This window comes from Sapientia aquatica, assembly GCF_004358105.1.
Lineage (GTDB): Bacteria > Pseudomonadota > Gammaproteobacteria > Burkholderiales > Burkholderiaceae_D > Solimicrobium > Solimicrobium aquaticum.
In genome coordinates this window covers 125,166-149,785 of the sequence record NZ_SMYL01000010.1, presented here as the reverse complement: position 1 = coordinate 149,785, position 24,620 = coordinate 125,166, and the positions used below count along the sequence as shown (strand labels likewise).

Genomic DNA, 24,620 nt, shown 5'->3' with positions numbered 1-24,620 from the left:
TGTTGCAGCCAATCTGCTTTGCTTATTAAAGATTTGAATCTCGACATGCTTTGCTCTCCAATTTGATCAGGTCTGGAGAGTGCATGAAATTAATTGCCGTTCATAGGTGGTAGCGCTGGACGCTTACGATTTCCGCGTGGAAATTATTCGCGCACCATAAAAAAAGCTGCGCAGAATATCGATCAGCGCAGCTTTTTTAACGCCCATAAATCAAATTACGGGCAAGGTGAAAGGTCAATTATTTATTGGCGTCTTCCGGTTCTTCTAGATGCGAATTTCGCTCAGCCAATTCTTCCATGAACTTGTTGTATTCCTTCACGGCCGCTTCGGCTCCTTCATTAGCGTTATAGGCTGTCGTTTTATCTGGGCTAGTTTTCGCGATTTGGCGTTGTTCTTCGACGAACTTTTCAATACATTTTTTATAGTTAGTCGTATTTTTATCGAAATACTTTCGAACTGTGTCCGATGCTTGAATGTTTGGAATGACTGGGAGTTTGCAGCTGTGTTTTGGAATGTCGTCAGCCATCGCGTGGGTTGCGAACAGACCTGCGAGCAATAAAGGTACTAGTGTTTTCATGAAAGCCTCGTCCTTGTTGGAGTTGATTCCCGAGTAGAGATTAAAAATGTTAAAGCAAAAAAATGCCGTAGGAGGATTTCCCCTACGGCATTTTACATTTCACTGAGGAAACTTGGGTTATCCAACGGCAACAACCCAAGCATAGTCAGCAACAGCGACGTCAATTAGAAACTGTAAGTCAAGCCGCCATTGAAAGTACGACCGATTGCGCCCGCATAGTGCAATGAAGGATTGTATGGGAAGGCTTGGCTACCGTAGCTATTCAAATCAACTGGAGCTTGGCGGTTAAACACATTGTCCATGTTGAAATGAATAAACAATTGCTTGCTCACTTTATAACCAATCACCAATTTAGTAGTCATGAACGAAGCTACTTTACAGTAGTTTTGACCATTAACACCGTCACCATTAAACCACGATGTGTTCGCTGTTTGACCAGCTTGGCAATCGTTCACACCAATAGATGGATCAGTTAAATCATAGCGACCAACCCAGTCCAAACCAGTCGTTACAGCTAATGCACCTTTTTCGTATGTCAATGTTGCTTGGATACGATCCTTTGGATTTGCTGTATTACCACCAACAACTGACGGGCCATGAGTTCCTGCTAACTGAGCATCTGGCAAACCTGGCTGAGTCAAGAGGTAACTCATTGTGTGGCTCCAATCAAACTTAGCAGCCAAACTACCTTTGTCGCCTAAGTTGAATTTGTAGCGTGTTTCCAATTCCCACCCGCTTACTTTAGTGCTGTTTGCGTTAATGTAACCAGCTGGGTAGTACAAAATTGGAGGTGTGGTTGGCGCAGGGTTACATGCTGTCGTTCCGCCCAAGCCATCGTTGCACAACTGGCCAGGAGTTACCGTTGCAGCACGAACTGGGTTGTTGAAGTCAGGAGTACCAGAAATAATTTGCTTACTAATTTCAATTTGGTACAAATCATAAGTTGTGCTCCAACCTTTTACTGGCTCCAAGATCACGCCCAAAGTTTTAGACTTCGATTTCTCTGGATCTAAGTTCTTGGTTGCACCTTGCAAGATTGTATTAACGCCACAGTTATTCGTGTTTGCTGCTGGAACACCCACACCATTGATCTTAATAGCGGTAGGTCCGCCAGGACAGTTAATTGCATCGTAAGTGTTAGTTACGTCTACGTATGCATTTCCAGCTTTGCCGTTTTCAGCAGGGTTTGGAGCACGGAAACCAGTCGAATACGAACCACGCAAAGCAACCGCGCTGGTTGGTGTCCATTTAAATGCCACTTTTGGTGTTGCTGCACCTGACGAATTGTCAAAATGATCGTAACGGAGCGCGCCATCTAACTCTAAAGTTTTCAACACTGGCGCCGCAAACTCACCAAATACTGAAGTGTTTGTTTGTGAACCAACAGCATATGCATTGTTACCAGCGATTAGTCCTTCGGCAACCAAATCTGCCGCAGGTGAATTCAGATCTAAGTGCGAATAGGCTGCGCCAACGCTAATCCCAAGGTCTCCCCCTGCCAATGTTGCCAAAGAACGGTTGGCGCGGAAGTCACCAAAGTACAATGTCGATGTGTCAGTTTGCTTTAATGTCGGGAAAATGGTCGCTATATCAGACGCCGAGTTGGTTCCTTGAATCAAGTATGGATTAACTGGACGATTAATTGCGGCGTTAAACGCACGTGGATCCATCGTCCCAGCTGTAGACTCGTTAATTTTGTTGCGAGTCCAACCAGCTGCTGTAGAAATATCCCACTCACCGATAGTGCCTTCTAGATCTGCTACGAAACGATAGTTTTTGGATGTTACGTCATCTTGACGATCAGGACCGCCAGCGTAGCCAGCTGCACGAACTGGTATTCCAAAGGTGTTCCCAGGGTATGTCGCTGGGAAGCGAACTGTACCAGAAACGCCAACAGGCACCGGCACTTGATTTGCCGAAACCGCTACATAAGGAGCATAGCTCGATGGAATTGTCGCGCCAAATCGTGGGCTAACGTCAGTCTTAGCCTCAAACAAAGATGCTTTAACGCCAAGTTTCCAATCACCAGCCAATCGTTTTGTGAAGCTAGTCAACAAATTGATATTTTCAGTTTCTGGCTGGATCGAGTTTGGGTTAATGTACTTACATTGATCCGCAATCATCGCCGCGAAACCACTGCATGGTCCCTGCAAGAAAGCTGTGCTTGAGGCAGTAAACGGTACCGTTTTAGTGCCAGGAATATAAAAATATGGTGTTAGCGTTACCACCGGAGTAGCCTTGCCAGGAACTGGTGTTACACCGGGTGTTAGAGGGCGGTTACCGCCTTGTGATGTGAAATCTTGGGTTGTCCAACCACCATCGCCTAAGCGTTGGCCGTTAGAAATTGCGTTCTGATGACGATATTCCAACGCAGCAAAAGCGTTGTAACCGTCTTCTTCTAAGTCACCGAAACCAGAAGTGATCGATGCGTGCTTGGTAGCACCGCCGCCTTCTGTTGTTGAACCAGCTTCACCAGATACTGTTGTACCAACGACACTCTTCTTCAAAATAACGTTGACCACACCAGCCATCGCATCGGAACCGTAGATAGCGGATGCGCCATCTTTCAAAATCTCGATCCGCTCAACCGCGTCGAATGGAATATTAGATGTATCAACGAATAATCGTTGTGCATCATCAGCCAAGGCATTGGGAGCCATACGGTGACCGTCGATCAACACCAATGTTGCGGATGAATTCAAACCACGCAAGGAAATAGCGGATGCACCAGCTGCGAACGCTCCTGAGAAACCTTGGCTCAATGTACCTTGACCGTTCGCTGTGATGTTTGACAACACGTCCGCTACGGAAGTAAAGCCTGATTTTTTCAAATCTTCGCTGCTGAGTACTTGCACAGGGCTTGGTGTTTCAGCATCAACACGGCGGATGCTTGACCCAGTAATTTCAACGCGCTGTACTGGCGCTGCGGTTGTCGTGTCTTGCGCGAATGCTGGTTGTGCCAGCATACCGATGCCTAATGCCACGCCGCCTGAGAACATCAGACGCAGTGAACGCGACATAATGGTTTCCATCATCATCGTTACTTCTCCTCGGATAAGGTTGTTTATATATTATTAATTCGTGTCGCTTTATGGGCGAATTGGTCAAAACTCATACATACAACTTGATTTTTGAGGATTACATCAGACCATTTATTACAATTGCGTGTCAACAACATAAAGTTACGAATTAAAACAAAAAACAACACTTTGGCCGAAAATAGTGAAATTACCCAACGGAAATTATTTTAAGAGCAAGCATTTTACCTAACTAATTATTTTTTATGCATTAATTTAAGGTGACGATTAAATAATTTTTTATTTTGTTGATTAAGCAGCGCGATAAAATTAGGCGTGGTTAATATGTTAAGTTTAAGCAATGAGTAGGAATACATTACGTTTCACTTGAGAAATCGGAAAATGAATGTAAAACAGCAATAATTACAATTTAATTACAAATTAATATTAAAGTAAAAATAATAAATCAATGCTAATTGTAATGAGATGTAACCGTGTAACATATAAGAAATTCGAATTTACATATTGGTTTTACGCTGTATTAATTGCCTCAAAGGAATAGATTTTTCGCGCACAAGGCGACTTTGATTGATCTAAAACCTGCCATTTCAGGGGCGATCAACTCGGTGTTGTTTTTAATTAGTCAGTGGCATTTTTATTGCCGTAAATGCAAAAAAGCACCTCGATTGAGGTGCTTTTTTGCTTATTTTTTGAGCAGAATTTACCGCTTATTCCACCAAGCGCATCTTGAATTGCCGGCCCTTTATGTTGCTTTGACTCAACTTTTGCAGAGCTTTTTCGGCAATTCGGCAATCAAGGGCAACATAAGTATTGAATTCAAACACATTGATTTTGCCAACTTGATCTTTTTGCAAACCGACATCACCGGTCAGCGCTCCGAGAATGTCGCCGGGCCGGAGTTTTTCTTTTTTGCCGCCCAAAATCACAATGCTGCGCATAGGGGCTTGCAAAGGTTGCGCGGTTAAATCGTCATTAAGTGACTCGATATCTTGCCAAACCGCTGGCTCGCCTTGGTATTGCTCGATGAGCTTGACCCATTTCTTCTCACCCACCGAGGCTAAACTGAGAGCGAGTCCTTTTTCGCCCGCACGTCCGGTGCGACCGATGCGGTGAATGTGGACCTCCGTGTCTTTGCACACATCAACGTTAATTACCGCGCCCAAAGTTTGAATATCAATCCCGCGCGCAGCCACGTCGGTAGCAACTAAGACCGAGCAACTTTGGTTAGCGAAACGCACCAACACATCGTCACGATCACGTTGTTCTAGGTCGCCGTGCAAAGCCAATGCGCTGATGCCTTGGGCCTGCAGTTCATCGGTTAGCTCACGACAATGGATTTTGGTATTGCAAAACGCAATGGTGGAAATCGGGCGGTAATGGCGCAGCAATTGCGCGACTGCCGCGTTGCGCTGCTCTGGGTGAATTAGGTAAAAAACCTGCTCAATATGGTTGGGAGCATGCTGGGCTTCGACTTTGATTTGCTCCGGATCGCGCATCAATTCTTGGCTTACGCGCTTGATGTCATCCGGAAAAGTCGCAGAAAACAAGAGCGTTTGGCGACGCGGTGAGCTGGCTTTAATAATGTGCACGATGTCATCGTAAAAGCCCATATCCACCATGCGATCAGCTTCGTCTAGCACCAAGGTTTGCACCGTATTGAGATTGATTGTGCCGCGGCTGATGTGATCGATTAATCGTCCCGGCGTGCCAACGACAATGTGCGCGCCGTGTTCAAGCGAGGCGATTTGCGGGCGCATTGCTGTGCCGCCGCACAAGGTTAGTACCTTGACGTTTTCAATCGCGCGCGCAAGCCGACGCAATTCGTTGGCGACTTGGTCAGCCAATTCGCGCGTTGGGCAGATCACCAAACCTTGGATGGCGAAATACATCGGATTGAGCTTAGCCAAGATTCCCAGACTAAAAGCCGCGGTCTTACCGCTGCCGGTTTTGGCTTGGGCGATCACATCGCGCTGCTGCAAAATCAACGGCAAACTGGCTGCCTGTATCGGCGTCATTTCCTTGTAACCCAAGCTCTCAAGATTAGCGAGAATGGGGGCAGACAGCGCCAGTGTTTGGAACGAGGTGGAATCGGTCATGGTTATTTTACTAAATGGGGTAATTGGCTCGCTTTTGGGGTGGGCGAGGCCGAGGATGACCGAATTGTAGGTGAATATGGCTGGTTAAGATATACGCCAGTGGTTCTGATTCCAAGACTTTAGCAGCGCTAAGTGGCTTGCTTCAAATCACATACCCCGCCACCGTCACAAAATGGCAGATACTGCCGCCCAAAACAAATAGGTGCCAAATGCCGTGCGCGTGTTTCATGCGTTCATCGATCACGTAGAAAATCACACCGACCGAATAAATAATTCCCCCGGCGGCCAACCAATAGAATCCGTGCAAACCCAAAGCCGAGATTAATGGCTTAATAAATAACAGCACTGACCAGCCCATCAAAATGTAAATCACCAGCGACGCGATGCGCGCTTCGTTAGAAAACCAGAGTTCTTGCACAATGCCGATCAGGGCCAAACCCCACACAATCCCAAATAGAATCCAGCCGGTAGTACCGCGCAGCGTGACCAGGGTAAACGGCGTGTAGCTGCCTGCGATCAGCAAGTAAATCATGCAGTGGTCAAACTTTTGCAAGACTTCTTTCGCCCGTCCGCGGATGCTGTGATACAGCGTTGAAAAAAGGTACAGCAACAACAGCGTCAAACTATAAACACTGCTGCTGACGATTTTCCACGCATCGCCCGTGAAAGCCGCGATGGTAATTAACACCGATGCGCCGATCACAACCAAGGAAGCACCGACTAAATGACTAATACTGTTGAATTTTTCGCCCTGATACATACCGGTTAACGCTTTCATCCAAATGTGCAAAGCGACACATTAACAGGATTTGCTGCGACGCGGAATGCGATGCGTGGGCATCGTTAAATTGGTCTTATTAAATGGTGAAGTTTGTTTGACTATCAATGCGTGCAAAAAAAATGGCGCTACGAGATTGAACCACGGCGCAATAAAGTAGGGGCATCCTTTGAGGCCGCCCCCGTGCTGAACAACCCGCGGCATCACAGCCAAACACCGCGGCCCATCAATTACAACGCGACTGTTACGTTCATACCGGTCACGCTATTGGTTGAGCGTAAATCAATATAACCGCTCATCGGCACAATTTTATGGTGTCCGGCACCGTCATCTAAGCGCAGGTAGGCATAGTAGTATGCGCCGGGCAATGCGGTGGTTGCGCTACCGGCACCGATTCCCGAGATGCTGTATTGATACGTTCCGTTAGCAACCCAATTCGCTGCTGGAATATCTTGCGACGTAATGATCGCACCATTGCGAGCGACAACGATTTGGGCACTAGTGAATGCGCCTATGCTGCCCATAGAAACGGTTCCGGTTACGGTACCGCTTTGCACATTGCTTTGTAACGTTGGCGCGTTAGCAGTGAACAAGACTGAAGTTAGATTAGGCAATGGCGAGAGTAACGAAACCGCGCTTCCAAAGTTGTAATAAGCGTGCTCGTTTGCAATGACACTGTAGTTACCCGTACCTTCAACCGGCGTTACTGCAGCAAAAGTGAGCGCACCGCTGGCACTGTACGGTGCTACGCTCAATCCGGAATTTGCCATCCAAAAGAATTGATTCCAATGCGCCATACCACCGCGGTCGATTAAACCGGTGAACGGATTGGTGGCAGCCCAGCGTATTTCATGCGGCAAACCGCCCGTTGGTGTTTGCTCGAAGACCAAATGTCCAGCCGTTAATGGATTGAGTGCGCTCGACAATTGCGTACCGTATTCATTCACAATCGTGATCGGTAATGGCGCTGCGCTCGCTTGCAATTGGGTAGCGCCCGTTAAAGTTTCGGTGTTGCTGGCGAACGCATAGGTTCCGGCTGGCTTGACACCGGTAATCATCAACGTTTGCATTTGACGACCACGCACCACGATATCGTAGCTAATTGCATTGCCACTAGCATCGGTAATCGGCAACGGTGCAATTGTGAATGTGCCATCCGGTTTGACGGAAGTGGAACGAATATCTTGGTAACGAGTTCCGTCCGCGCTGATGGCTTCTGCATGAACCACTAAATTAAACGCGCAATTGGCTGCTGGCGCGCTTGTTGAGCCGGAAGTGCACAATTTGCTCGCATCCACGTTGCCGCTAATTCCGCCAGAATTGGACAAATTAAAGTAAGCCAAATCCGGTTTCATGGTAAACGACTGCATTGAGCCATGGCGGAACGGCACCACGATTTTGTCGAGATCGAAGTCGGTAGCGATATTTAACGGCGCTCCATTCGTCACGGTGAAGGTGCCTTGCAACTGAATGCCTTGTACGGGATTGGCAATTTCTAACGGTGCTTCTGCTACCACGCCTGAAGCATTGACGTATTCAACCTGATCGTTCCATTGCAATGGTTGTGGCGTGGTTTCGTTATCGGAGATAGCTTGAGCGGAGGAAGCAAGCGCATCGGAGTCGCTAACAAAGAAGAAGCGGATTTGCTTATAGGTGCCCTCTGGCAAGCTTAAATTAGCGAAAACATCGTTCATCAAACCATTATTCAATTGCGCTAAATCGAGCGTAATTGGTGTTGGCAATGTCGTGGTCTGCCAAGTCGCATCCGCGTTGCTCCAGACCGCATTCGGATCAGTGTGAAACGACACGGCTTTGACTGTTACCCACACATGATTGAACACATCCGATGGGCCATCGGTTAGGTTCAAATTCACCAGACCAAGTTTGGCCGTTGGCACGACACTTGTGCCGCCTGTTGAGCTACCGGACGAACCGCCTCCACCGCCACACGCGGCTAATAGACTGATCAATCCAACGGCGGCTAAGGCTAGTGTTAGTTTCTTCTGTTGCATATGGGACTCCCTGAGATAGGTTTATTAATGCAATCGGGTGTTGATTGCAGCAAGTAATGCTGGATAAAAAGTGGTTCTACCGAATTAAAAATGCGTACTGTTTTACTCAATCAAGTTCATTTGATGGAAATGTCTCGTTCTTCGGCATACGGTGTGCACACAGTCTGCATGTTGTGATGCACCCTGCCCCTAACGCGGCGACATGACAAATGTAGGACACGATTTTTGGCGGAGTTGTATAGCAATGTTTCGGGCGAGAACCATTTGTTTATTGTGGTTACTACTTATTTTTAATCTGACAATCATTAATGATTTTTTAGCTTTAAACGATTTGGGAGAAAGGTAGATCGGCCTCTAGGAGAAACCGAGATTTCCAAGGAAGTAGGTTCAATATGGCCTTAAAACCCCATAACGACACACTTTTTTACCTTTGGAAGCCAATCTGTAACGGCTGGAAATAAAACAAGTGCAAAAAGGAAAGCGCGTTCCACCCAACAATTCATGCCAAGTAGAACGTTTCAGGAAGAAGTACTGCGGGAGGAAGTTGCAATTAACCCGCCATTGCGGCGGTATTAGGCGGTATTAGCCGGCGGATTTAAGCCGCAATTTGCTTTTCGATCAGTTGATGCAATTCTGAAAATTCAGGCGCGCCGACGTATTTTTTGATGATATTGCCTTGCTTGTCGATCACAAACGTGGTCGGGGTTAGCTTAACGTCGCCAAACGAGCCGGCTAATTTACCTTCCAAATCCAAGGTCACCATAAAGGGCAATTGGCGAGTTTCGGTGAAGTTAAGCACGTAGTTGGGCGGGTCGTAGGACATGGCGACTGCGATATATTCCAAGCCTTGGGCATGGTATTTATCGTAGGTTTTGATCATTTCTGGCATTTCGGCTACGCAGGTTGTGCAGGATGTGGCCCAAAAGTTAACCATCACCACCTTGCCTTTTAACTGCTCCAAGCTGACTTTATTGCCCTTTAAATCGGTGAAATGCATCGCCGGCGCTGCTTGCTTGCTGCACGCGGACAAGACAGAGATCAATACAACGGCGAGCAATAATCGGGTTGCGTGCTGAAACAATTGCATGGGATTGATGTGAAGTAAGCGGCTGTTCATGGTGAGTTTGGTGGCGCTAAAGTTGGTCATTATAGCCTTGCTTTTCGGTATGGGCGTAGTTGCTCACCTGATATCAAATGACTATGTAAGTGGCTATCTGAGAAGCCGTGATTGTTGTTTCTGTGGAAAAGTCACTAACGCAAATTAACAATGTTGATGTAACGCAAATTCCCTCCCAATAGAGAGCCTATAAAGTTTCTTAGCAGGAATGGTTTCCAATTCCCGCCGTTTTTAGACTTCATGTTGTGCTCCAAAATGTTAAATAACTGCAGTACATGATTCCCAGGGAAGGGAGATTTACAAATGAGATCGACTATCACCAGCATCACAATTAAAAAAACAGGTGCTTTCGCATTACTCGCACTGTGCATTAACTTACTTACTCCGTTAGCGGCAAATGCGTTACCGGCTTTTGCACGCCAAACCGGCCAAAATTGCGTGGCCTGCCATGCGGGCGGGCAGTTTCCTGAATTAACGCCTTATGGCCGTTTGTTTAAATTAACCGGCTACACCATGGGTTCGCGCACGATTCCAATTTCTGCCATGGGTTTGGCCAGCTTGACCAAGAGCATGACGCCAACCAGCGATCCTGGGTTTGCCAAAGATGCCAACTTAATCTTCCAAACAGGCAGCGTATTTTTGGCCGGTAAAGTCACTGATAACGTCGGTATTTTTGCGCAAGGAACGTACAACAATTATTCCGGCGACAGCGGCTATCAAGGCGTGTGGGGCTCAGATAATTTTGATTTGCGTTATGCCGATCGCTTTATTAGCCCCAGCAGCGATTTGATTTTCGGCGTCTCTCTCAATAACAATCCAACGGTGACTGATGTATGGAATTCGGCTCCTGCTTGGATTATTTATGCCCCAACGCAGTTTGGTGTCACTGGCCCCGATGCTGGCCCGATCGTTAATGGTTTGGGTGCGCAAGTCGCAGGTGTGAATGCGTATGTCATGTGGAATAATTTGCTGTACGCCGAAGTCGGTGGCTATAAAACTGCCAATGGCGCATTTTCCTTCTTAAGCCAAGGCACAAACGACGCCAATCAGACTAAATTAAGCGGCACAAATCCTTACCTTCGAATCGCGTTAAACCACGAATGGGGTGCGCACAATATTATGGTCGGCGCGTTTGGATTGAATGCCAATGTGTATCCTGATCCAACCAATCCAACTGGGCCAACGATTCAATACAAAGATCGCGGCATCGACGCGCAATATCAATATTTGCTCGATCCAGAAACAATTTCGGCGCAATTTAGCTATATCCGCGAAACGATTAATAACGGCGACGTGACCGGTATCGCGCTCAATCCATCCAATACGCTCAATACCTTGCGTGTTAAAGGTACCTATATTTATCAAGCCAAATACGGCGGTAGTTTGAGCTTCTTCAAAACTAGCGGCACATCGGACACAACGTTGTACACCGCAGGCCCATCGGGTTCACCCAATACACGCGGCATCACACCAGAATTGTTTTGGATGCCAATTCAAAATATTCGGGTAGGTTTGCAGTACTACGCTTACCAACAATTTGATGGCGCGGGCACGAACTACGATGGCAATGGACGCAACGCAAAAGACAATAACACCGCGTTTTTATATGTTTGGGGAGCTTATTAAAATGAATACTCGTCATCTGACTTCACTGTCCAAATTTGCGGGCTTAGCAACGATCGCGGCAATGATTGCAACACTGGGCGCTTGCTCGTCCCCGGAACGTTCACGCGATTTAAACGACGCCAGTATTCCGGTCTCGACCACCGCGATGCAAGTCTGCTCGAACTGCCACGGCGTGCAGGGCGTATCGACGTCGCCTAACTTCCCTAACTTGGCTGCACAAACTCAGCCGTATTTGGTTAAACAGTTGAGTGGTTTTAAGAGCCATGGCCGTTCTGATCCAGAAGGATTTGAATATATGTGGGGCTTGAGTTCGCATTTAACGGATGAGCAAATCGCTTGCTTGGCGACTTACTTCTCTAAATTGCCAGCACCGAAAGGCAATGTCGATCATGCAGGGACGCCCGAACAACTGAGCGCAGGTAAGCAAATTTTTGAACAAGGCATTGCTACCGAAGGTATCCCCGCTTGCTTGGCTTGCCACGGCGATCATGCGCAAGGCAACGATGCTTTCCCACGCCTAGCCGGCCAACATGCTGACTATTTAATCAAACAATTGACCGTGTTTAGAGAAACCGATCAACGTCCTGATGGCGCAGCAATGAAAGCGGTTACTCATAATCTCACCTCAGAAAATATGCGTAGCGTTGCGGCCTATCTCGAAACAATGTCGACTTCCAACTAAATCTGGAAATGCGATGACAAAAAAGGGCAGCCTTCGGGTTGCCCTTTTTTGTATTCAATCGTGCCAACTACGCTTGCGGCATGCTCACTGCCTTGCCCGACACATGGGTCGTCAACACAATCGCCGTTGAGGTCGAGCCAAAGCGATTGAGCTTATCAATCAAGCGCTGCAAATGCGCCACGTCGGTGGCCAACACCCGCATCACCGCGCCATCTTCGCCCGTGACGGTGTAGCAATCGATAATCTCCGCCTGTTGCGAAACAAAATCCGCATAAGGCCGCCCTTGCTGAGTCGATAGCCGAATCATGGCCGTCATCTGGTAACCAAACGCGTCCGGATTAATGTCGGCGTGATATCCACGAATCACATTGGTGCTCTCCAGCCGCTTAATCCGCTCGGATACGCTAGGCTGGCTTAAATGAATCTGCCGCCCAATTTCAGCATGACTCATGCGCGCATCTTGTTGCAGCAACGCCAGGATTTTTTGATCGTAATTGTCCAATTTCGCGAATTTTGATTCCATAGCCAAACCCCTCTCAATTTCTATTAATCCAAGGCATAAGCGGATAATACCCTTTTGAATCGTCTTTAATAAAGCGGTTTCGGTGGGTATAGTATGGAATACCATTTACCCAATTCGCCCCGATAAACATGCTCAACAATCACCAAATCGCCCAAATCGCCGCCGACGTCCAAACGCCCTGCTGGATTTATGACGCGGCCACCATCCGCCAGCAAATCGCCCGTTTGCGTCAATTCGATGTGATCCGCTTCGCGCAAAAATCCTGCTCAAATACCCATCTACTGCGCCTGATGCGCGAACAAGGAGTGCTGGTTGATTCGGTTTCTCTGGGTGAAATAGAACGCGCTTTAGCGGCCGGTTATGACCCAAAGCAGACCGAACATGCGCCCATCGTGTTCACCGCCGATTTGCTCGACCGCGCCACGATTAAGCGGGTGGTGGAATTAAACATTCCCGTTAACTGCGGCTCGCCGCACATGCTGCAACAACTAGCCGATGCCAATCCCACTCATCCGGTTTGGTTGCGCATCAATCCCGGTTTTGGACATGGTCACAGCCGCAAAACCAATACCGGCGGCGAGCAAAGCAAACACGGAATTTGGCATACGCAATTGGTGGAATGTTTGCAGATCATCCAACAATCTGGCTTGCAATTAATCGGCTTGCACATGCACATCGGCTCGGGCGTGGATTATGGACATCTGCAACAAGTGTGCGAGGCAATGATCGCGCAGGTAAGCATCGTGCAGGATGTTGGCTTGGATATTTCAGCCATTTCGATCGGCGGTGGGCTGTCCATTCCGTATCGCGCGGACGAGGAAGATGTCGATACCGACCACTATTTCACGCTCTGGAATGCAGCACGTGGGCGACTGGAAAAAATGCTCAATCACCCGCTAACAATGGAAATCGAACCGGGTCGCTTTTTGGTGGCGCAATCAGGGATTTTGGTGTCGGAATTACGGGCGCAAAAACAAGTCGGCAATAACTTTTTTGCCTTGGTCGATGCGGGCTTTAACGATTTAGTTCGTCCTGCCATGTACGGCAGTTTCCATCGCATTTCAGTGCATCAACCCGATGGCGTTGAACGAGTTGGTGCCTTGCGCCCAACCGTCGTTGCTGGCCCGTTATGCGAATCGGGCGATGTGTTCACGCAGATTGAAGGCGGCGAAGTGGTTAGCCAAGATTTGCCAGCGGCTGAGATTGGCGATTTGGTGGTGTTCCATGATGCGGGAGCCTACGGCGCGTCGATGTCATCGAATTACAATTCACGCCCATTGATTCCGGAAGTTTTAGTGGATGGCGACGTGGTGAAACAAATTCGACGTCGGCAAACTGTGCAGGAGTTGATTGCGTTAGAGGATTTTTAAGGTTCCCATCCGCCAGCTATCCGGTAGGAGCGCTCCTCGCGGGCGCCTTTTCGTTGATTCCCGCAACTTACCCGATAAACAGGCAAGGCCAGCACAAGGGATGCACCTGCAGAAATTGGCTCGCTGGCTTGCGATCCAACTTAATTAGCGCAAGGCCAAACCTAGCCTAGCTCAATCTCTGGCAAGCTCGCCGAACGGCTCCCCGGCAATGGCGGGTTATCCGAAGCACGGTAGGTAAACACCATCGAAAATTTTGTTTGATCGGTTTGATTGCGCCCCGCCGCGTGGAATAAATTACTCGAAAACAGTAGCACATCGCCAGCCTTTAACGGCACCGGAACCGCTTGCGCGAGCAGCGCTTGGTTGCTCGGGTAATCGTTCTTTAAAAACTGCGCGGCGTCTAATCCATCGGCATCGACCTGCACGTGATGCGAACCGGGGATGACTAATAAGCAGCCGTTTTCCACCGTTTCATCGCGTAACGCCAGCCACGCAGAAATCAACTCAGCCCGTTCAAAATTCCAATAGCGACTATCTCGATGCCACCCGGTTACACTGGAAAAGCGCGGCTGCTTGGTCATGATGCAGTTGTGATGCACTTGCGACAGCAGCACGGGTTCGCCCAAAAGTTGCTTTAACGGCGTGGCTAATTGCTCTCCGGTGGCCCAATCTGTAATCAACTTGTCGCGCAGCGAGACATGCAATAAACGGCGCACGGTTTCGCCCCCGATTTCCGACTTGGTGCTCGGCGCGCCGGGATAGCCAGTGTCGGCTTCGTACTCCACCGGCTGGCGTGGCTCTTTTAATTGCTCATGAGCAAAGTCTAATACTTGTGTGCAATAGGTGGGAGTGGATAGTTGCGGCAAAACAAGAAATCCATTGCGGTCAAAATCACGGCATTGTTCTGGGGTCAGCATAAAATCAGGCGTTAAGAATTGCTAATGAGCATAAGCGCCCATTCTAGCTGCCTTTGTTAAGTCGGTAAAATCAGCCCCATGATCTGGCACAAACCTTGATCGACATTGCGGGCTTCAGGATGTAAAAGCGCGCCGTTTTTGCCTCCCGCACTCAACTCTATTTCCACCCAGAAATGGATTTGACCCGCCTACCTTCAATTGACGCGCCAAATGCAACAATTTGTAAAAACGCCTTACATCTATCGTAGCCGAACAGCAACAATGTCTTTATAATTCAGAAAAAATGTGAATTGTTTGGGAAAATTCACCTGCCCAATCGTTGCCACCTGCTAGGCAGTTGTACTGCGCAACAGCCTATATTTCACCGAATCACCCGCAACGGAATCAATAAAACGTGTTTGTTACATTTGCGCGGCTTTTACACGGGCACGTTGATTTGCACTACATCGTTTTAGGCCATGTTGTCGAGTTAGCTTGGCGCGCTGACGCGATATGTCTAAACGTGGTTTTGATGGGCTGACCAGCACTTAGAAAAGAATTGTCAATAACACTGGTTTGATACTAGTAACAGTTCAAATATTGCCTATCCTGAATGGGCATCATGGCATTTCGCTGGCTCGCATTGTTGTGGCAGTTGCTCCAAAAAAGTAGAAATTTCTGAACCGCTGAACCAGCGATTCGACCAAAATACGCGTAAAGGGAAGTCGCTTCATGAACGTTTCGTACACCAAAAACCAGCAGTTTTTTACTGGCGCACGCGCTGACGGCGGGGTTGTGGCACGTCAAATGGCGGAGACTTACCAAACGATACGCCAGCAAACGATTAATTTAACGGCTTCTCTGTCGGTGGAAGACATGGCGGTGCAATCCATGCCCGAAGCCAGCCCGATCAAATGGCATTTGGCGCACACGACGTGGTTTTTTGAGAAGTTTGTATTGAGCCGTTTCGTCAAAGATTACCTACCATTTCATCCGGCTTTTACGATGCTCTTTAGCACCGATAACGGCATCAATTTACCGCGTGAGCAGCGCAGCTTAATCACTCGCCCGAGTTTGACCTTGGTCCGTTCGTATCGCACCCATGTCGATAACGCGGTAATGGCGTTAATTAAGAATTTGCCGGAAGAAGCTGTATCGGTGTTGGAAATGGGCTTGCAGCGCGAGCAAAAAAATCAAGAATTAATGCTCACCGATATCAAGCATTTATTAGGCACCAATCCGTTTCATCCGGCTTACATCGTTCGTCCGCTGGAACCGGCGGCAAAAGTAGCGACACTCAAAATGTTGGAACTGCGCGGCGGCATGGCCGATATCGGGCATCCTGGCTTAACCTTTTGCTTTGAAAACGAGCTACCCAAGCATCGAGTATTCTTAAATCCGTTCGCAATCGCTGATCGCAAAATCACCAACGGCGAATATTTAGCCTTTATCAATGCAGGCGGCTACAACGATGCGCGCTGGTGGTTGGAAGATGGCGCTGAGTGGCGCGCCCAAGAGCGCGTGAAAGCCCCACTCTATTGGCGCAAAATCGACGACGTGTGGCACGAATACACCTTGCATGGTTTAATCCCACTCGACTTAAATCGTCCGGTGTGCCACGTGTCATATTACGAAGCCGATGCCTTTGCGCGCTTCTCTGGTGCGCGTTTGCCGACCGAATTTGAATGGGAATTTGCGGCCAACTCGATCATTCCTGACTTAACCGGATTGCCGACAATTGCCGACCCAGAAGCAGAAAAAAACAAAGGTGTCGAAGCGATGAACCTGCATCCGCAAGGCGCATCGACTGCCACAGGATTAAAACAATTTTTTACCGATACGTGGGAATGGACAGCGTCAAGCTACACCTCGTATCCCGCCATTAAAGCCCGCACCGAGCCATCATTAGATAACTTTGAACGTCAAATGGTGAATCAATATGTGTTGCGCGGCGGCAGCGTTGCCACACCAGCGGGACACAGTCGGACGACGTACCGCCATTTTCAAAGAGCACAAACGCGCTGGCAATTTACTGGAATCCGTTTGGCGCGCAGCATTTTTTAATCTCTATAAATTGGCAATCTCGCTTAACTAAGCAGAGATTGCCCTGTTCATCACAGCGCACGCAGTTGCTGCATGGTTTGTTTAAAGCGCTGTTCAATGGCCACTTGATTGACATGGCGACCTTCCTTGACCCGCCATTGTCCGCCGACCAATACATCGTGCACCAAATTGTCGTTGCCGGTAAATATCCAGGTATTGAGCACATCGCTGCAAGCAATGCCGCTCAAGTTGGGATGTTTGGCATCGAGCACCAATAAATCAGCGCGCTTGCCGACTTCGATACTGCCGACCTTTCGACCGCTGGCTTGCATCCCGCCTTGCAAAGCCGATTTCCATAAAAAATCACCGATGTGTTTTTGCTCGCCCACGGCCGACATATTGCGCCGTTGGGCGCGCAGACGTTGACCGTATTCGAGCCAGCGTAATTCTTCAATCGGGCTTTGCGACACATGGCTGTCGCTGCCAATTCCAAAACGCCCTTGCTGCGCGATAAATGCTGGCAGGTCAAAGAAACCATCGCCCAAATTACCTTCCGTGGTCGTGCAAATACCAGCCACCGCTTTGCTCTGCGCGATCTGCGTGACTTCGGATGCGGATAAATGGGTCGCGTGCACCAAGCACCAGCGCTCATTAACTGGATTGCTACTGCTTTGCGCGTCAAACAATAATTCGACTGGGCGTTTGCCAGAAGAAGCGACGCAGTTATCAACCTCTTTTTGTTGTTCCGCGATGTGAATATGAATCGGTCGATCCGATGGCAAAGCCGCCACCACTTCAGCAATGTCTTCCAACGCCGCAGCGCGGATCGAATGGGGCGCAACGCCAATTTCTACTTGTCCACTACGCTGCGGCTCGAGCGCGCGCACGATCTTTAATAACTGTTCAGGATTGGTCGAAAAACGGCGCTGATTGGGATTAAGCGGATATTCGTTAAAGTCGGCATAGGTGTACAAAACCGGCAGCAACGTAATACCTATCCCGGTTTGCTCCGCCGCATTCAAAACACGTTGGGAGGTCTCCGCAATGTTGGCGTAAAAGTCGCCCGACGGCGCACGGTGCAGATAATGAAATTCGCACACCGAGGTATAACCAAAGCGCAAACATTCCGAATACAACTGCGCCGCAATCGATTGAATTTGCTCGGGATTAATTGCCAGCGCAAAGCGGTACATCAAGTCGCGCCAAGTCCAAAAACTATCTGGGCCAGAACCCGCGATTTCGGTCATCCCCGCCATCGCCCGTTGGAACGCATGCGAATGCAAATTGATCATGCCAGGCACCACAAATTGCTCAATATGGTCGTCAGGATCGCTGGCTACGTTGGTCTCAATTTGACTAATATCGCCTTGATCATTCCAATGAATCCGCGCGTTATCCACCCAGCCATCCACCAGCCACGCATGGCGCGCAAAGAGGACTTTAGTTTGATCGAAAATAGACATTATTGACTCCCTGCCAGATGGCTTTTCCCTTGCGATGCCGCCCAAGTCAGGCAAGCGCTCAAGAGTTCGGTTAACAACGGTTGCACCTGCGCCGCAATGTCCGGTCGATAAGCAAAAGGCGCGGTTTCGTTCATATAAATACTCTGACATTTTTCCAACTGAATCGCGTGCACATGTTGCTGCGGTTGACCGTAATTGCGCGTGATATAGCCGCCCTTAAATCGTCCATTAAAAACATGCGTGAACGACGCAGCATTCGGTGATTTGTGCATGACGTTTTGCAGCGTTTCTTGCAACGATAAGGCGCACGATTTTTGATCGGCAGTACCAAAATTTAAGTCCGGTAATTTGCCCTCAAAAAAGCGCGGTACCACCGACGCAATCGAATGCGCATCCCACAACAATGCCACACCATGTTGCGACTTAATCCGCGCGAGTTCAGAACTCAGTTGCGTGTGATAAGGCTGCCAGTATTTCTCAATCCGCTGCGAAATCTGCTCGGCATTGGGCAAACGTCCGGAGCGATATAAAGGCTGTTTGCTAAACGTATCAACCGGGCAAAGACCGGTTGTATCCTGACCGGGATAGAGATTGGAATCCTCTTTCGGTCGGTTTAAATCAATCACATAACGCGAGTATTCGGCGCTGATAATAGACGCACCCAATTGCTCGGCCATCGAATAGAGCTCACGCAAATGCCAATCGGTATCGGCTTTAATCAACGCAACAGGCTCCATGTCAGCGGCGATGTCGTCGGGGATGGTGGTACCGACGTGCGGCATGGAGATCAGGAGGGGGGAGTTTCCCGCTTTAAAATGGAATGGAGTTGGCATGGTAGTTTTGTTGGTTGTTTTAATATTTGGAGTTAGTTTGATTTTATTTAGGTACGTTAAAAATAGTTCTGCTTTTGACTTATCCAGTCTGTAGGTTATGTATCAAGGTATTGGATTCTCGTTGGATCGATTTGTGGCTTAAGACCAGAGGGTGCTCCTGCCCCAGATCGTCAACCAATCAATGAGCATCTAGAAATATCACAACAAAGCTACCCAAAAATTAGCCAAACTTTGTCAAATCCCCGCTAATTGCCGCCCAATCCGCGCCGCGGCGGCCTGCGTCAACGCGATCAATTCCCCAGCCCGAACCTCAGCCCGCGCTGCAGGCGCCATCAGCGACAAGGTGCATTCCATCCGATTACGCGACGAAAATACCGGCGCGGAAACGCCCCACACATCGGGATCCACTTCGCCCAAACTCACCGCGTATCCCTGCTGGCGACATTGCTCCAATTGTTCTGGCAAATAGGCGGCTTCCACTGGATGGTCGGCCAAAATTTGCGCCAACACCGCCGTCGGCAAATGCGCCAACAACGCTTTCGCGGACGCGCCGTGCACGACCGAATTGGCGCGGCCTTTTGAGAATGAACAACGTAACGCCTGTTTGCTCTCTAGCATATCCAAACAAATAATCTGACCATTGACATACACCAGCAATCCGACACTTTCGCCCGACTTTTCCATCAAGCTCACCATCTCGCTGTGCGCGATTTGCATTAAATAGGAATGGTGATCAAAGCCCCAAGCCAATTGCAAGCTGAGCGGGCCGGGTTGGTAAAAGCCGCTGTTGGCGTGTTCTTGCACCAAGCCCCATTTTTTTAAGGCGGCCAAATGGCGGTACAAGCTGCTTAACGGTAATTTGGTTTGCGCCGCGAGTTCTCGCGCTGTCAATGAGCTACCGTGGCCAGCTACGTGCGCCAGCACTTGCAAGACGCGCTCGCTGGTCGGGATGGAAGTGCTTGGTTTACTTGCACTGGGGGATGAAGTGGTGGTCATGAAAGGGCTAAATTGCATCAATATTGCTGCATCCTAGCACTAGATTCTGTTATTTCAAGACTAAATTCCCACCAGATGGGAATTGGTGCGAAAGAATGCTAAAGCTGACTCAAGGATATAGTTCCGACAACAACTGGTCGCCCGTTAGCGCACTGAGTTCGCCCTGCTCGGCGCGGCGGATTAAAGCGACGATACGACGATTCAGCGGTGCATCCAAACCGAGCGATTCAGCCAAGGTGACGATCGCGCCGTTTAGGTAATCGACTTCCGTGCGGCGTTTGGCTTGTAGGTCGTCCCACATGGAGGAACGCGCTTCGGGGTCGATGCGCAACATGGAAGCCGCCATTTGCTTAAACAGCAAATCGGGCATGCGCAAAATCGTCGGCAGCCAACTTGGATCGACTTTGCTGATTTTGGCGGGCTTAATGCCCGCAGCGCGCATGACGGTGACCGCTTCTTCGATTAAACCGGCCAAACAACGGCGAAAAACTTGCTGGGACAATTCGGCTTTAAGCGGCAAACCCGAGAGCGAATTAATCGCATTATTCAGATTTAAAATCAACTTACCCCATTGGATTTGGGTAAAGTCGCTGCTCGGTTGCAGGGGCAATCCAGCTTTAGCAAATAAGGCTGACCAAGTGAGTAATTCGGGCGCGGCTTCCAGCTCCAAATCGCCTTCGGTAGCCCGATGAAACACGCCTTGATCGGTGAGCACCACGTTAAACGGCACCATGCCGCCCAAGACCGTGTGGCTTGGTAAAACTTGGCGCAACGTGTGAGCGTTTCCGATTCCGTTTTGAAAACTAATTACCATCGCGCCGGCCTTGGCGAATTGCGCGATTTGTTGTCCAGCGTGCGCCGTGTCAGCACTTTTGACGGTGACCAGAATTAAATCGGCATCGGCGAGGGCTTGCGGCTCTTGGGTGTAGTTGATTTGCTCGGGCGATAAACTCACGCTACGACCATTCAAGTCGCTCAAGCGCACACCTGCCGTGGCGACCAATTGCTGCATCCGTGCCCGACCAATCAACACCACATCAGCCCCGACGGCAATCAACGCAGCACCAAGATAAGTGCCAATAGAACCGGCACCCAATACGGCAATTTTTAATCCTTTGGAACCCGCTTGATTGGCCGACATTGATTACGCCTTTGCTATGAAATTTCTGCTTTAGTAAAAACCTCAACAACCGAATCCTGCCGACACCTTACATATTGCGTCGGTATTGCCCACCCACTTCAAATAAAGCCGTCGTGATTTGTCCTAACGAGCAAACTCGCGCTGCGCTCATCAATTGATTAAACACGTTTTCATTGGCAATCGCGGCTTGCTGCAAAGCGGCCAAAGCGGCTGGTGCTTCGCTGGCATGTTTGGCGTGGAAAGCTTCCAAACGTTGGAGTTGCGATTGCTTTTCCTCGTCGGTCGAACGCGCCAATTCAATCTTCTGCGGTGCTTCGCCAGCTTTCGGATTGCGGAAGGTATTGACGCCAATAATGGGCAAACTACCGTCGTGCTTCATGTGTTCGTAATGCATGGATTCTTCTTGAATCTTACCGCGTTGATAGCCGGTTTCCATGGCGCCCAACACACCGCCGCGTTCTGCAATGCGCTCGAACTCTTGCATCACCGCTTCTTCCACTAAATCGGTCAATTCTTCGATGATGAAGCTACCTTGAATTGGGTTCTCATTTTTAGCCAAGCCCCACTCGCGGTTGATAATTAATTGAATCGCCAAAGCGCGCCGCACAGAATCATCGGTCGGTGTGGTAATCGCTTCATCGTAGGCATTGGTGTGCAAGGAATTGCAGTTGTCGTAAATCGCAATCAAGGCTTGCAAGGTGGTGCGAATATCATTGAAGTCGATCTCTTGCGCGTGCAAAGAACGACCGCTGGTTTGGATGTGATATTTCAGCTTTTGGCTGCGATCATTCGCGCCGTATTTATCGCGCATTGCCACCGCCCAAATGCGGCGCGCTACACGACCTAACACGGTGTATTCGGGATCCATGCCGTTACTAAAGAAGAACGACAAGTTGGCGGCGAAATCATCGATATGCATGCCGCGAGCTAAATAGGCTTCGACGAACGTAAAGCCGTTCGACAACGTGAACGCCAATTGCGAAATCGGATTCGCGCCTGCTTCGGCAATGTGGTAGCCCGAGATCGACACCGAGTAAAAATTACGCACTTGATGGTGCACAAAATATTCCTGAATATCGCCCATCACTTTGAGTGAAAATTCGGTCGAGAAGATGCAGGTGTTCTGGCCTTGATCTTCTTTCAAAATATCGGCTTGCACGGTGCCGCGCACGTTTTGCAAAACCCAGGCCTTGATCTTAGCGGCTTCGTCCGCACTCGGTTCGCGCTTGTTATCGGCGCGGAATTTATCCATTTGTTGATCGATTGCGGTATTCATAAAGAACGCCAAAATCGTCGGCGCGGGGCCGTTGATCGTCATCGACACCGAGGTCGCTGGATCGCATAAATCGAAACCGTCGTACAGCACTTTCATGTCATCCAAGGTAGCAACCGAGACGCCAGAATTACCGACCTTACCGTAAATATCGGGCCGCACTGCTGGGTCGGCGCCATACAAGGTCACGGAGTCAAACGCGGTCGATAACCGTTTTGCCGGCATGCCCTGCGAGACTAATTTAAAGCGGCGATTGGTGCGGAATGGATCGCCTTCACCGGCAAACATGCGGGTTGGGTCTTCGCCTTCGCGTTTAAAGGCGAAGACGCCCGCGGTGAACGGGAATGAACCGGGGACGTTTTCCAACATCAGCCAACGCAAAATCTCGCCGTGATCGACAAATTTTGGCAAGGACACTTTGCGGATTTTGGTGCCGGATAAGGTATTAAAAATTAAACCGGTACGGATTTCTTTATCGCGAATTTTGACCACGTATTCATCGCCCGCATACGCGGCTTGCATGTCGGGCCAGCTATTTAACAACTGCTTGGAATTAGCATCCAAGTGATTGTCGCGCTCTTGAATTAAATCATCCATGTCCACCGTTCTACCGGCTTTGTGCAGCATTTTCACCGAGGCTTGCAACTGCTGTTTTTCACGTGCGAAGTTGACTTGCTTGGCGGTGTAGCGGTGGTAATGACGGATGCAGTCGGCGATCTCAGCCAAATAGCGGCTGCGCGCAGGCGGCACGATGACGTTTTTACCGCTAGAGAAACGGGTATCGATTTTTGGTAATTTGCTCGGTTGCAGTGGCAAACCTTGCTGGACTAATTTTTCTAGTAATCCTTGGTACAGCGCGGTGACGCCATCGTCATTAAAGCGCGACGCTTGGGTGCCATAGACGGGCATTTGTTCGGGCTTGAGCGACCACAACTCGTGATTGCGCTGCACTTGTTTAGCCACGTCGCGCAAGGCATCGAGTGCGCCTTTGCGGTCGAATTTGTTAATGGCGACAAAGTCCGCGAAATCGAGCATGTCGATTTTTTCTAATTGCGAAGCCGCACCAAATTCTGGCGTCATGACATACATGCTGGTATCAACGTGCTGCACAATCGCGGCGTCCCCTTGGCCGATACCGGAGGTTTCGACAATCACCAAATCAAAGCCAGCGATTTTGCAGGCAGCAATCGCGTCGGGTAAGGCTGGCGAAATTTCAGAACCCGCTTCGCGTGTCGCCAAAGAGCGCATAAACACCCGTGGCTCGCTGCCCACGCCCCAAGGCATAATCGCGTTCATACGAATTCGGTCACCCAGCAAGGCGCCACCGGATTTGCGGCGTGATGGGTCGATGGAAATTAAGGCGATGTTGAGTTTATCGTTTTGATCTAAACGAATCCGGCGAATTAATTCGTCGGTCAAAGACGATTTACCCGCGCCACCCGTTCCGGTAATGCCCAAAACTGGCACGCGCTTGGTTTCGGCTTCTTTGTGGATTGCTTGCTTTAGGGTTGGATCAACTTCGTCGTTTTCGAGCGCGGTAATCAATTGCGCCAAACTGCGTTGGCGGGTAGCTAAATCGGGTTCTTGCAGGGCGGCCAAAGAAGTCGGTGCATAGCTGGATAAATTCACGTCGCAGGCTTGAATCATCGACAAAATCATTCCAACCAAACCCATGCGCTGACCGTCTTCTGGGCTAAAAATCCGCGACACACCATAAGCGTGCAAATCCGCGATTTCATCTGGCACGATCACACCGCCACCACCGCCAAACACTTTAATATGCGCGCCGCCGCGTTGACGCAGCAAATCGATCATGTATTTAAAGTATTCAACATGACCGCCTTGGTAACTCGAAATCGCAATCCCCTGCGCGTCTTCTTGCAGAGCGGCGGTTACTACATCGTCCACCGAACGGTTATGCCCGAGGTGGATTACTTCCGCACCATTGGCCATCAAAATCCGACGCATGATGTTGATCGACGCATCGTGCCCATCGAAGAGCGACGCGGCTGTGACGAAACGGACTTTGTTCTTTGGTTTGTATTCGGTCAATTTTGCTGAAACGGATAGATCAGTCATGAGTAACATCCTTAGCGCGGTAACGCAGGGTGAGAAATAATTGGGGTACGGTAAGTTATCTTACGTTGACGTTAACG

At 49.2% G+C, this 24,620-nt stretch carries 17 protein-coding genes; 4 read left to right on the top strand and 13 right to left on the bottom strand.

Annotated elements, in window-relative coordinates; translation table 11 throughout:
- Positions 1–238: 238 nt before the first annotated feature.
- The 6 genes from E2I14_RS16030 to E2I14_RS16005 all read right to left on the bottom strand — a co-directional run bounded on the left by E2I14_RS16030 (position 239) and on the right by E2I14_RS16005 (position 9,618).
- Entirely contained in the window at positions 239–577 is a 339-nt protein-coding gene (locus E2I14_RS16030) for a hypothetical protein (protein WP_133330369.1), read from the bottom strand.
- Between the two features lie 164 nt (positions 578–741).
- Positions 742–3,615, bottom strand: coding sequence for a TonB-dependent receptor domain-containing protein (locus E2I14_RS16025; RefSeq protein ID WP_133330367.1), 2,874 nt, complete (start codon positions 3,613–3,615; stop codon positions 742–744).
- A 707-nt stretch (positions 3,616–4,322) separates the two neighbouring features.
- Entirely contained in the window at positions 4,323–5,711 is a 1,389-nt protein-coding gene (dbpA, locus tag E2I14_RS16020; protein WP_133330365.1) for an ATP-dependent RNA helicase DbpA, read from the bottom strand.
- 142 nt (positions 5,712–5,853) lie between these two features.
- A complete protein-coding gene (trhA, locus tag E2I14_RS16015; RefSeq protein ID WP_133330395.1) occupies positions 5,854–6,471 on the bottom strand; it encodes a PAQR family membrane homeostasis protein TrhA in 618 nt (205 codons plus the stop codon).
- A gap of 248 nt (positions 6,472–6,719) precedes the next feature.
- Positions 6,720–8,501 (bottom strand): DUF4382 domain-containing protein, encoded by a 1,782-nt coding sequence (locus tag E2I14_RS16010; protein WP_133330363.1) that lies wholly within the window; start codon positions 8,499–8,501, stop codon positions 6,720–6,722.
- 595 nt (positions 8,502–9,096) lie between these two features.
- Entirely contained in the window at positions 9,097–9,618 is a 522-nt protein-coding gene (locus E2I14_RS16005) for a TlpA family protein disulfide reductase (protein WP_406675717.1), read from the bottom strand.
- 303 nt (positions 9,619–9,921) lie between these two features.
- Between E2I14_RS16005 and E2I14_RS16000 the strand changes: the two genes are divergently transcribed.
- Both E2I14_RS16000 and E2I14_RS15995 read left to right on the top strand, forming a co-directional pair.
- Positions 9,922–11,244 carry a cytochrome C gene (locus E2I14_RS16000; RefSeq protein WP_227544768.1) on the top strand — a complete coding sequence of 441 codons (1,323 nt, stop codon included), beginning with the start codon at positions 9,922–9,924 and terminating at the stop codon, positions 11,242–11,244.
- 1 nt (position 11,245) lies between these two features.
- Positions 11,246–11,926 carry a c-type cytochrome gene (locus E2I14_RS15995; RefSeq protein ID WP_133330361.1) on the top strand — a complete coding sequence of 227 codons (681 nt, stop codon included), beginning with the start codon at positions 11,246–11,248 and terminating at the stop codon, positions 11,924–11,926.
- A 67-nt stretch (positions 11,927–11,993) separates the two neighbouring features.
- On the opposite strand, the gene E2I14_RS15990 is transcribed toward E2I14_RS15995, so the two are convergent.
- Positions 11,994–12,449, bottom strand: a complete 456-nt coding sequence (locus E2I14_RS15990; protein ID WP_165967871.1) for an Lrp/AsnC family transcriptional regulator — start codon at positions 12,447–12,449, stop codon at positions 11,994–11,996.
- Between the two features lie 128 nt (positions 12,450–12,577).
- On the opposite strand from E2I14_RS15990, the gene lysA reads away from it, so the two are divergent.
- A complete protein-coding gene (gene lysA / locus E2I14_RS15985) occupies positions 12,578–13,819 on the top strand; it encodes a diaminopimelate decarboxylase (protein ID WP_133330357.1) in 1,242 nt (413 codons plus the stop codon).
- A gap of 161 nt (positions 13,820–13,980) precedes the next feature.
- Here lysA and E2I14_RS15980 read toward each other — a convergent pair whose 3' ends face one another.
- Complete coding sequence (locus tag E2I14_RS15980; protein WP_133330355.1) at positions 13,981–14,736, bottom strand: phytanoyl-CoA dioxygenase family protein; 756 nt, start codon at positions 14,734–14,736, stop codon at positions 13,981–13,983.
- Positions 14,737–15,447: 711 nt separating this feature from the next.
- Here E2I14_RS15980 and egtB point away from each other — a divergent pair.
- The gene (gene egtB, locus E2I14_RS15975) at positions 15,448–16,779 is read left to right on the top strand and encodes an ergothioneine biosynthesis protein EgtB (protein WP_227544767.1); all 1,332 of its coding nucleotides are present in this window, start codon (positions 15,448–15,450) and stop codon (positions 16,777–16,779) included.
- A gap of 50 nt (positions 16,780–16,829) precedes the next feature.
- Here egtB and E2I14_RS15970 read toward each other — a convergent pair whose 3' ends face one another.
- From E2I14_RS15970 to icmF, 5 genes are all read right to left on the bottom strand, one after another.
- Positions 16,830–18,221 carry a formimidoylglutamate deiminase gene (locus E2I14_RS15970; protein WP_133330353.1) on the bottom strand — a complete coding sequence of 464 codons (1,392 nt, stop codon included), beginning with the start codon at positions 18,219–18,221 and terminating at the stop codon, positions 16,830–16,832.
- A complete protein-coding gene (gene hutG, locus E2I14_RS15965) occupies positions 18,221–19,054 on the bottom strand; it encodes an N-formylglutamate deformylase (protein WP_133330351.1) in 834 nt (277 codons plus the stop codon). The genes E2I14_RS15970 and hutG overlap by 1 nt, the downstream gene beginning before the upstream one ends.
- A gap of 234 nt (positions 19,055–19,288) precedes the next feature.
- Positions 19,289–20,068 carry an IclR family transcriptional regulator gene (locus E2I14_RS15960; protein WP_227544766.1) on the bottom strand — a complete coding sequence of 260 codons (780 nt, stop codon included), beginning with the start codon at positions 20,066–20,068 and terminating at the stop codon, positions 19,289–19,291.
- Between the two features lie 91 nt (positions 20,069–20,159).
- Positions 20,160–21,191: a 2-dehydropantoate 2-reductase gene (locus E2I14_RS15955; RefSeq protein ID WP_133330349.1), complete on the bottom strand. Its 1,032-nt coding sequence runs from the start codon at positions 21,189–21,191 to the stop codon at positions 20,160–20,162.
- Positions 21,192–21,258: 67 nt separating this feature from the next.
- Positions 21,259–24,543, bottom strand: coding sequence for a fused isobutyryl-CoA mutase/GTPase IcmF (gene icmF / locus E2I14_RS15950; protein ID WP_133330347.1), 3,285 nt, complete (start codon positions 24,541–24,543; stop codon positions 21,259–21,261).
- Positions 24,544–24,620 lie beyond the last annotated feature (77 nt).

What these genes read in the sequence shown, in the direction of transcription:
- egtB (WP_227544767.1), top strand. Translation starts at nt 15,448, where the DNA reads ATGAACGTTTCGTACACCAAAAACCAGCAGTTTTTTACTGGCGCACGC.
- E2I14_RS15980 (WP_133330355.1), bottom strand. Translation starts at nt 14,736, where the DNA reads ATGCTGACCCCAGAACAATGCCGTGATTTTGACCGCAATGGATTTCTT.
- E2I14_RS15955 (WP_133330349.1), bottom strand. Translation starts at nt 21,191, where the DNA reads ATGTCGGCCAATCAAGCGGGTTCCAAAGGATTAAAAATTGCCGTATTG.
- E2I14_RS16000 (WP_227544768.1), top strand. Translation starts at nt 9,922, where the DNA reads ATGAGATCGACTATCACCAGCATCACAATTAAAAAAACAGGTGCTTTC.
- trhA (WP_133330395.1), bottom strand. Translation starts at nt 6,471, where the DNA reads ATGTATCAGGGCGAAAAATTCAACAGTATTAGTCATTTAGTCGGTGCT.
- E2I14_RS15990 (WP_165967871.1), bottom strand. Translation starts at nt 12,449, where the DNA reads ATGGAATCAAAATTCGCGAAATTGGACAATTACGATCAAAAAATCCTG.
- E2I14_RS16030 (WP_133330369.1), bottom strand. Translation starts at nt 577, where the DNA reads ATGAAAACACTAGTACCTTTATTGCTCGCAGGTCTGTTCGCAACCCAC.
- E2I14_RS16010 (WP_133330363.1), bottom strand. Translation starts at nt 8,501, where the DNA reads ATGCAACAGAAGAAACTAACACTAGCCTTAGCCGCCGTTGGATTGATC.
- E2I14_RS15960 (WP_227544766.1), bottom strand. Translation starts at nt 20,068, where the DNA reads ATGCAATTTAGCCCTTTCATGACCACCACTTCATCCCCCAGTGCAAGT.
- E2I14_RS16025 (WP_133330367.1), bottom strand. Translation starts at nt 3,615, where the DNA reads ATGATGATGGAAACCATTATGTCGCGTTCACTGCGTCTGATGTTCTCA.
- E2I14_RS16005 (WP_406675717.1), bottom strand. Translation starts at nt 9,618, where the DNA reads ATGAACAGCCGCTTACTTCACATCAATCCCATGCAATTGTTTCAGCAC.
- E2I14_RS15970 (WP_133330353.1), bottom strand. Translation starts at nt 18,221, where the DNA reads ATGTCTATTTTCGATCAAACTAAAGTCCTCTTTGCGCGCCATGCGTGG.
- lysA (WP_133330357.1), top strand. Translation starts at nt 12,578, where the DNA reads ATGCTCAACAATCACCAAATCGCCCAAATCGCCGCCGACGTCCAAACG.
- icmF (WP_133330347.1), bottom strand. Translation starts at nt 24,543, where the DNA reads ATGACTGATCTATCCGTTTCAGCAAAATTGACCGAATACAAACCAAAG.
- hutG (WP_133330351.1), bottom strand. Translation starts at nt 19,054, where the DNA reads ATGCCAACTCCATTCCATTTTAAAGCGGGAAACTCCCCCCTCCTGATC.
- E2I14_RS15995 (WP_133330361.1), top strand. Translation starts at nt 11,246, where the DNA reads ATGAATACTCGTCATCTGACTTCACTGTCCAAATTTGCGGGCTTAGCA.
- dbpA (WP_133330365.1), bottom strand. Translation starts at nt 5,711, where the DNA reads ATGACCGATTCCACCTCGTTCCAAACACTGGCGCTGTCTGCCCCCATT.